Origin of the sequence: Bradyrhizobium sp., from assembly GCF_004799445.1 — a bacterium.
Classification (GTDB): domain Bacteria; phylum Pseudomonadota; class Alphaproteobacteria; order Rhizobiales; family Xanthobacteraceae; genus Bradyrhizobium.
The window spans coordinates 1-8,186 of the sequence record NZ_SSNA01000103.1 but is presented as its reverse complement, the minus strand read 5'-3'; the positions used below and the strand labels follow the sequence as shown (position 1 = coordinate 8,186).

Sequence of the window (8,186 nt, the reverse complement as noted above, 5' to 3'; positions counted from 1 at the left end):
GAGCGAAGCGCCACTCCCGTTCGGGGCTGCGCTGAGCACATGCGCCAGCAGCGACTGACCGGCCACGGGATGCAGGACCTTGGGCGCCGCGGAGCGCATGCGGGTATCCGTGGTCATCCATTGGCACCCTAGCTGGCAATGGCAAGTATATCGGCCGAACGTTAAAGAGGTCGCTTATTTGGTGCGCCTATTTGGTGCGCCATATCCTAATGCTCCAAAAACGCGGAATCTCGGGATAAACCCGTGCAAACGAGACAATACAAGCGTTGCTCGAACCCTGGCGGCGCGGCTAGTCGAACGCAACTCCGATCCGAAAGACTGTACGCCGGACGATCCGACAAGAAAGTTTCAGGCCATCTTCCGGCACAACCAGCGTGAAGTTCGCGGGGATTCGCGCGGGATCAGTTACCTCCAGCGAGGCGCCGGTAAGCGACAGATCGCGAATCATACAATTTACCCTTTCGCCGCGGTGCTCGATCCGGGCAGGCTTCATGACGCGATACCGAGTTCCTGCGCGGGTCTCGACCATACGTGCGGTATAGGACATATCGGTTTAATGTCCGTAAATATAAGGAACCGGGTTTTTTTCTGAACCAAGTTTTAACCCTAGGACGACAAGCCGAGGTCCGGTTAGGGTCCAGAAGCTATGGGGACGGCGGCAAAGGTCTGGCACCGTTGTCGTTGTGCGAAAACCGATGGCAACAGACACTATCGACTACGTCGCCACCGACACCTGGGGCAATACCGCAACGAGCACGCGGGTGGTCATCATTCAAGCAAGCCCATCAATCGCCCCAACGAACGACGCCTTAACAGCCTCCTCTTTCGGAGGTGAACGGAAGGATAAGTGAACTTCGGGGAAAGGGGTACGTGATTGATACAAGCGTCGTGGAAAACCGATACGGGTTCAAGTATCATCGGCTTGTAGCTGTTCCGGCGGCGAAGCAATTACCATTAGCAATTAATAATTAATCGCCGGACTCTTCCCGCGATCCACCCTGTCCACTAACGACAGGAACTGCTCCATCACCTTTTCGACCACATCGTCATTTGACATTAGTTGCTCTGGCTTGGACTTATCTATCCATCGCATCTCCCTTGCCATGTTCAAGGTGGGAAAATACTTTCTTTGCGCAAGTTTCCGAGGCTCATAAAACGCCACCCTGTTCTCGCTACGCAGCAACACTGGCCCGTTATATTCAGTACACTCTAGCGCTACATCCTCCATTACGTTCGTGTAAACTTGCCTCCACCACACTTCCAAGGCCACCCTTCCGTACTTCAACACTGCACGAACACCCGCCCCCTCGGGTTCATATCCACACACCCATTGCAAACCCACTTCGGCCTTTATGTGCTCCGCCTGAGCCATAAGCGCTTTCATCAACTCATCGACAACCTTTGCTGCGGTCTGTTTGATATACGGAGCATCCACCGCAGAGCGATTGCGCGTTCAAGATCTAAGCCGGCAAACGGATTTGGTTTATCGGTCATAGCGATGAGCTCGAAGAGGAACGTCTCTATCGGCTACAAACTATTCGGGCACAATAGTTGATTCAGAATGTTCGGGCTTCTCTTGCAACTCCCGTTCGGCCTGATGATAGAACTCATCGTTCCTGCCCTCGGGTTTGCCGTTCTGCTCCCACAGTTCGTAGGCGCGGTGGATGATTTGTTCTTTGGTGGGCTTTTCCATCGTGTACTTTCTCAGAGGACTGAGCACGGCCCCGTCCGGCAAAGATGGGGGGCTCATAAGGAGCGGAGCCGTGCACCGCTTGAGACACGGTTTGGAAGATCAACGTGGAGAGTTTGCCATGAAGACGACGACTACACTCAGCCCTTCGGGGCTGTTTCCTTTCGCTGTCACCAATGAACGGTCTGACTTGGAACGATGAATACCGTCGTCATCTGCTCGATTGTGGGACCGCTTAGATAGCAAATAGCTCCGAATACCAGAATAATCAAAGCGATCACGGCGACTAAATCAACTCGTCTCGGATCGTGCCCCCGGTTCTCGATGTGGATGCGCTTTGGTCTGCACTCCCTCTTACTGGCCGCGCGGAACAGTACTCCTTATTCGCACGCGCTCCGGGAGCAGCAGCAATGCACAAAGCAGCGCAGCATTGTCCCGACTGACACCTGAGGGCCACCAGCACCCGTACGATTGTCGTCGAAGCCAGCCCAGCGATCGTTCCCGACTAACGTTGTTCCGACAATCGCCTCAACAACCGCTTCGACGACCCCATAACCAACCCTTAAGCCGCGGCCCAACCCCGCGCCGCAGCACTGCCCCACCTTGCAAATCTGACGCCCGCCGGTCTTTGCAAATCCGGCGCCCATCGCGCCCGTTGAAATTTTGCATTTTCGACGCCTGCGATCAATTAACTTCAAACCTCTAGCGCAATTTTAGAGACTCACGGTAAGGAGGGCGGGTAACGCAGAGGAGGTTGGAATTGAAGAATAAGATCGCCCCAGGAAGTGAAGCAAAGACCGGCTATGCGCTGGAAGTAGATGGCAGGATCAAAGCAGAATTCCAAACAAAGGAAGGCGCCCAAAAGGGTGCGCTCGAATTAAAGAGCCGCTTCCCCAAGCTTCAAATAAAAATATTCGACGTATCTGCTAAAACCCGCGAACCGGTCGAGATCTGAATAAGGAATATAGGCTTACAGTGTAAGTAAATTAGTCAGCGGCGCAAAAACCTCGTAAGAAGAGTGCGAAGAAAAAGAAGGCGAAACGCTAAACATGCCTGATAAAGAAGCCCAAATCAATTTCGACGCTCCCGCAACTCTCAGAAAATGGCCATCGATCAACAATGAACGCGTAAACTCCTCCCTGGGCGCACGCCCCTATATGATAATTGAAGGTACTCTCGATGAATGCATCCGGAAGGTCATGTCTCAGCCCGCAGCTCAGCATCATTTGTATGAGATCCACACCGCTGCGCAATCTGATTTAGTTAGCGCGGTTTTGTCGGCGGCTCATATTGTCGAACTCGCTCGGCTGCGGGATTTTCTCTAAGCCTAAATCTCCGCCTCCACTAACGTATCGTCGCTCAGTGCTTCGTTGATGGCGTCGATATCTCAATCTCAAAGGAATTGATGTGCAGCGGCCATGCTGTTGATTGGCCGAAATTCTCAGCCGGCTACTCGGTTAACGTCGGCTCTCACACTGCGGAGGCCGATAGAAGTGATGGGTGAGCCAACGTTTATTTGAACCGCGAGGGGGGAGAAGAGCGGACATGCGTAAAAACTAGTAGTTTCTTAACCATGTTTGCTTCTGATGGTCCCAGCACGTTGCAGGACCGAATCGCAATGCAGCTGATGGTCTCGCGTAGTTACCCGGTAATCGATGCGCAAACGCTCGCCGAGTACGTCGGGCGCGATGCGTTATTCCGAGTCGCTGACGGATCCTATTTCCTCTACATGGCGTCGAAGGGTCGGGTCGAAGGCGAAGAACGCATCCTTTTTCTCGATTGCCGGGACGCTCTGCTTTGGCTCAGCGAGGCTCCCGACGCGCTCGGGTCATATTGGCATTTCGCCGAATGCGAGAAACCACCCGTGCCGCGCACCGTTATCGGACCGAACCGGCTGCCGCCAGTGAATCTAAACAACCCAGAGCGCGACGAGATCCGACAGTGCGTTGCGAACTTCAAGGCGCACCAGGAGCGCTTCGCGCGGGAACGGGAGGACTTCGCAGCGTCCCAACTGAAAAGGATGCTGGGGTATTCGTGACCCGCTCGGCCACTGGGCTCGGCCAAACCCGAGATGAAGGCGGCGGCCTATGTCCGACGAACCAAATAATCCAGCCGATGTAGCTGTACCAGCGCCGGTGGTCCCGCCCAACCACTGGCGAACCCGCATTCGAGCAATCTCGAATTGGGCTCGTAAACACTTGCTGGCAATCATCATCGCTATCGCGATCTCCGCGACTTTGGCATATTTCGCCTATCAGTCGAAAAGCATCGGTCTAAAAACCCCCGACACGCAAAGCCGAAATGATCGACCAGCAATCGCCATCATCAATGCCGACGTCGAGGGTTTCGGTGAGGAAAAAATAAACTTGTCGCTCCAGTTCAAGAACCTTGAGACCAAAACCGCGCACTCGTTGGCTATAGACGTCGTCGGTTTCGATCCTAAGACCAAAAAGGTACGGCAGTTAGCCCACATCGCAGGCACCGCTCCCGTGCGGCACGACGCTTCGTACACCCAAAGCGCTTTCATCAAGCGCTCTGAGATGCTGCCCGTTGTGGTGCTTTGCTTGCTCTATGCGCATGAAGATAAGCGGGGGTTCAGCGAGCACCTGTACTATGATGCACCCGACGCCTCAAAAATCAGTAGGCGCCTTGAGCTAAGAGAGCTAGCTCCCGAGGCGTACAAGCGCGTCGATGATCTAAACCTTTGCCGCATCTAATCGCGCTAAGTTGTGAAATCATCAGATCTTGCCAAGCGCGACCTTGATGTCCGCTTGTCCCCCGAATGCAGAAATAGAGCGGACATCGCGCCATGTCCGTCTTGTGATCAACGGACATCGCCAGACCGCCCCGACTCGTCCGGCAGCCATGAAGGGACATCGCAGGTTTTGGATGCTGTCGCAGGCGAACCGGTGTTGCCTAGAACCTTGTCCACCTTCGTATTTCGTAATTGGCGTTTCGCGCTTGCTGGTTCAATTCTAGCCAGATTTGGTTGCCGTAGCGGCCATTGTAAAACATCATGTCAACTAGCCAAAGGGCAACTGCACAAAACAGCAGAAAGCCGAGAATACGCATCATCTGCAATTACCCCCGAGCCGTCGGTTCTAGGTTACACGAATGCCAATCCGATGATACCTATGAATGACTGGCCGCGACGCAGGCGCTGCTTCTCTTTGTAAATATGACAGGCCAACGTTTTTTCCCGCGCATCATCTCGCCGCCTGCGCGCAGACGTCGGATGTCTGTTCAGGGTCAAACTCTGACCTCGGTCGGCATCTGACCCACGTCCGCTAATGCCTCGACAACAGACATGCAGCAACTGCGCCGGTATGTCGGTTTCGTGCCAATATGCGACATCGAGTCAGTACTTTGAAATGAAGAAGGCCACCGACTAAGGTGGCCTTTCACGTTCACGAGGGGCTAAGACCGCGGTTAAATGCTGCCGTCACGGAGTCTAAATCGAAACCTGACGCCCGATCTCAACGACCTGATCGGTTGGCAGGCTGAAAAAGTCGCTAACATGGGTTGCGTTGCGCTCCATGACAGCGAAGAACCCCTCCTGCCAGGCGGGCAAGGCCATGCCGTCCTCGCGGCCGACAACCGTCTCATGGCCCACGTAATAGGTGACGTCGCTCAGATCGATCGTGCATCCCAGCGCTTTACTGGCAGTGAGCAATTCCGGAATATGCGGACGCTCCATGAAGCCGAAACGTGCCTCCGCACGCCAGAAATTCGGCGTGACTTCCTCGATTGTCATGCGGCCGCGGGACGCGACCCAAGGCACGGATAGGATTTCCACGCGCAGCACGAACAGATGCTGGTGCAATGCACGGTTATGCTTGACGTGCCAGACCATGACCGGCGGCGTATCCCGCTCGGTGCGGGTCAGGAACACGGCCGTGCCGGGAACGCGAGGAATGTTTTTGGATTGAATATCCTTCATGAATTCCGGGACCGGGATCAGAGATTCATGCATTCGAGCCATCACGGCCGCCGCTCCGCGATGCCAGATCCACATCACGCTGTAGACAGAGATGGCCAGGATAAGGGGCACATATCCGCCCTCGGCGATCTTGGCGAGATTTGCGAGAAAGAAGGCGGCATCGATGACAAAAAAGAAGGCTGCAACAGAGCCGGCAGCCAACATGCTCCAGCCCCAGACCTCGCGCATCGCAATGAAAAGCAGCGCCGACGTCATCAGCATCGTCAGCGACACCGCGATGCCATAAGCAGCCGCCAGATTGTCGGATTTGCCGAACGCGATGGTAAGCCCGACGGTCACGATCATCAGCAGCCAGTTGACGACGCCAACGTAAATCTGGCCATAGCCCTCCGATGAGGTCTGCTTGATCCGCAATCTTGGCAACCAGCCAAGCTGGATCGCCTGCCGGGTCATCGAGAAAGCCCCGGTAATGATCGATTGGCTGGCAATGATTGTCGCTACCGTCGCCAGCACGACGAGCGGGATCAGGAGAACCGCTGGACAGAGCCGAAAGAAGATATTGCCGTCCTTCGGGGCACCTTCAAGAACGAGCGCTGCCTGCCCGGCATAGTTCAGGATCAGACTCGGGAATACGATCGCGAACCACGCCAGCGTGATGGGCCGCCTGCCGAAATGGCCCATATCGGCGTAGAGAGCTTCGGCGCCTGTCACGCACAGAAACACCGCGCCCAGCACCAGAAAACCGGTGGCTCCATGTGAGAACAGGTAGGACAGGCCATAGACAGGATTGAGCGCGGCGAACACGGACGGATGCTGCACAATGCCCGTGATCCCCATCAGCGCGATAGCGACAAACCAGACAAACATCACCGGGCCAAAGAGGTGCCCAATCTTCGCGGTACCCTGCGATTGGATTGCAAACAGCGCCAGCAAGATCACAACGGCGGCAGGAACAACATAGGGCTGCAGTGCGGGCGTCGCCATGTTGAGGCCCTCCAGCGCGGACAGAACCGAGATCGCCGGAGTAATCGCTCCATCGCCGTAGATCAGTGCCGCACCGAACAGGCCGACGGCCACGATGGTTGGCCGTTGCTGCTTTTTCACTCCCAACAACGCCATCAAAGCCAGAATTCCTCCCTCTCCGTCATTGTCGACGCGCATGGCGAATGAGACATATTTTACGGTGGTGATGATGAAGAGGGTCCAGAGCACGAGCGAAAGCGCGCCCAGTACAACGCCTGCGTCGGGCGAGCCTTCAGCGGTGCCAAGGATGGTCTTGAAGGTATAGAGCGGGCTGGTCCCGATATCGCCGAACACGATGCCAAGTGCTGACAGCCCGAGAATGGGCAGCTTACCCTGCGGAGCTTGTCGCGCAACTTCGCCGGCAGCCGGGGTTGGATTTTCGCTCAATGTGCTGTCCAGTACAGAAATTGATTGTTAGCCGACCGGCAGGTGTCAGTGCCAGAAAGGCCGGCCCAATAGCAAGAGTCATCACTTTTTGTACAAACTATCACCTTGCATTGCGACACCCAAACGACCAGTGGGCCGCTTTGCTAAGGCGTGTACTCATAAATGCAAATCCATGAGCAATGCTTGGTCGATGACCGCTTTAGCGCGCATAACAGATGAGGTGGATGGCTCCCGCTCACGGCATCTGGGTGCCAAAGTGTGAAGGCCATAAGGCGTTCACGAGCAAAATGGGAGCCATCCGCTATGCAGATTACCACGATCGGCCTCGACTTGGCCAAGAACGTTTTTCAGGTTACGGTGTTGATGCGACCGGCCAGGTTGTGGTCCGCAAGTCGCTTCGGCGGTCGCAGATACTGCCATTTTTTGCCAAATTGCCTCCTTGCCTGGTCGGCATCGAGGCGTGCGGCACGTCGCATCACTGGGCGCGCGAGCTGATCAAGCTCGGTCATGAGGTGCGGCTGATGCCGCCGGCTTACGTAAAACCTTATGTGAAGCGCGGGAAGACCGACGCTGCCGATGCGGAAGCGGTTTGCGAGGCGGTAACACGGCCTACGATGCGGTTCGTGCCGGTCAAGTCGCCGGAGCAGCAGGCGGCGCTGTCGATGCACCGGACGCGCGATTTGCTGGTCAAGCAGCGTACGCAGCTGATCAATATGATCCGCGGTCTACTGGCCGAATTTGGCGTCGACATCCCCAAGGGGCTAGAGCGGGCGCTACTGATGGCGCGGCAGATCGTCGATGGCAAAGCTCCTGAGGTGCCGATTGAAGCTGCCAAGGTCGTCGATACACTGTCACAACAGGCGCTCGACACCCACGTTCGGATCCGCGAGATTGATCGCGATCTGGCCGTCTGGCTACGTGGCAACGATGTTGCACGTCGTCTCATGACCATCCCCGGCATTGGGCCGATCGGCGCGACGGCACTTGCCGCATCAGTTACTGATCCGCATCAGTTCCGCTCGGGGCGGCAGTTCGCAGCCTGGTTGGGACTGACGCCACTTCAGAAGTCGAGCGGCGGCAAAGAGCGGCTTGGTCGTATCACCAAAATGGGCGACAAATACCTGCGCAAGCTGGTCATTGTCGGCA

8 protein-coding genes and 1 pseudogene are annotated in these 8,186 nt (G+C 55.9%); 5 read left to right on the top strand and 4 right to left on the bottom strand.

What is annotated here, in order from left to right; all coding sequences use genetic code 11:
• Positions 1-289 precede the first annotated feature (289 nt).
• The 3 genes from E8A46_RS14165 to E8A46_RS14155 all read right to left on the bottom strand — a co-directional run bounded on the left by E8A46_RS14165 (position 290) and on the right by E8A46_RS14155 (position 1,693).
• Complete coding sequence (locus tag E8A46_RS14165; RefSeq protein ID WP_291561632.1) at positions 290-529, bottom strand: PilZ domain-containing protein; 240 nt, start codon at positions 527-529, stop codon at positions 290-292.
• A gap of 432 nt (positions 530-961) precedes the next feature.
• The gene (locus E8A46_RS14160; protein WP_291561631.1) at positions 962-1,435 is read right to left on the bottom strand and encodes a hypothetical protein; all 474 of its coding nucleotides are present in this window, start codon (positions 1,433-1,435) and stop codon (positions 962-964) included.
• 99 nt (positions 1,436-1,534) lie between these two features.
• Complete coding sequence (locus E8A46_RS14155) at positions 1,535-1,693, bottom strand: DUF2934 domain-containing protein (RefSeq protein ID WP_291561629.1); 159 nt, start codon at positions 1,691-1,693, stop codon at positions 1,535-1,537.
• Positions 1,694-2,450: 757 nt separating this feature from the next.
• On the opposite strand from E8A46_RS14155, the gene E8A46_RS14150 reads away from it, so the two are divergent.
• The 4 genes from E8A46_RS14150 to E8A46_RS14135 all read left to right on the top strand — a co-directional run bounded on the left by E8A46_RS14150 (position 2,451) and on the right by E8A46_RS14135 (position 4,407).
• Positions 2,451-2,645: a hypothetical protein gene (locus tag E8A46_RS14150; protein WP_291561627.1), complete on the top strand. Its 195-nt coding sequence runs from the start codon at positions 2,451-2,453 to the stop codon at positions 2,643-2,645.
• Between the two features lie 94 nt (positions 2,646-2,739).
• Positions 2,740-3,015, top strand: coding sequence for a hypothetical protein (locus tag E8A46_RS14145; protein WP_291561626.1), 276 nt, complete (start codon positions 2,740-2,742; stop codon positions 3,013-3,015).
• Positions 3,016-3,308: 293 nt separating this feature from the next.
• Complete coding sequence (locus E8A46_RS14140; RefSeq protein ID WP_291561624.1) at positions 3,309-3,728, top strand: hypothetical protein; 420 nt, start codon at positions 3,309-3,311, stop codon at positions 3,726-3,728.
• A gap of 49 nt (positions 3,729-3,777) precedes the next feature.
• Positions 3,778-4,407 (top strand): hypothetical protein, encoded by a 630-nt coding sequence (locus tag E8A46_RS14135; RefSeq protein WP_291561622.1) that lies wholly within the window; start codon positions 3,778-3,780, stop codon positions 4,405-4,407.
• 734 nt (positions 4,408-5,141) lie between these two features.
• Here the strand turns inward: E8A46_RS14135 and E8A46_RS14130 are convergent.
• Positions 5,142-7,040 (bottom strand): KUP/HAK/KT family potassium transporter, encoded by a 1,899-nt coding sequence (locus tag E8A46_RS14130; RefSeq protein ID WP_291561620.1) that lies wholly within the window; start codon positions 7,038-7,040, stop codon positions 5,142-5,144.
• 303 nt (positions 7,041-7,343) lie between these two features.
• Here E8A46_RS14130 and E8A46_RS14125 point away from each other — a divergent pair.
• Positions 7,344-8,186, top strand: a pseudogene (locus tag E8A46_RS14125) (IS110 family transposase); the annotation flags it as partial.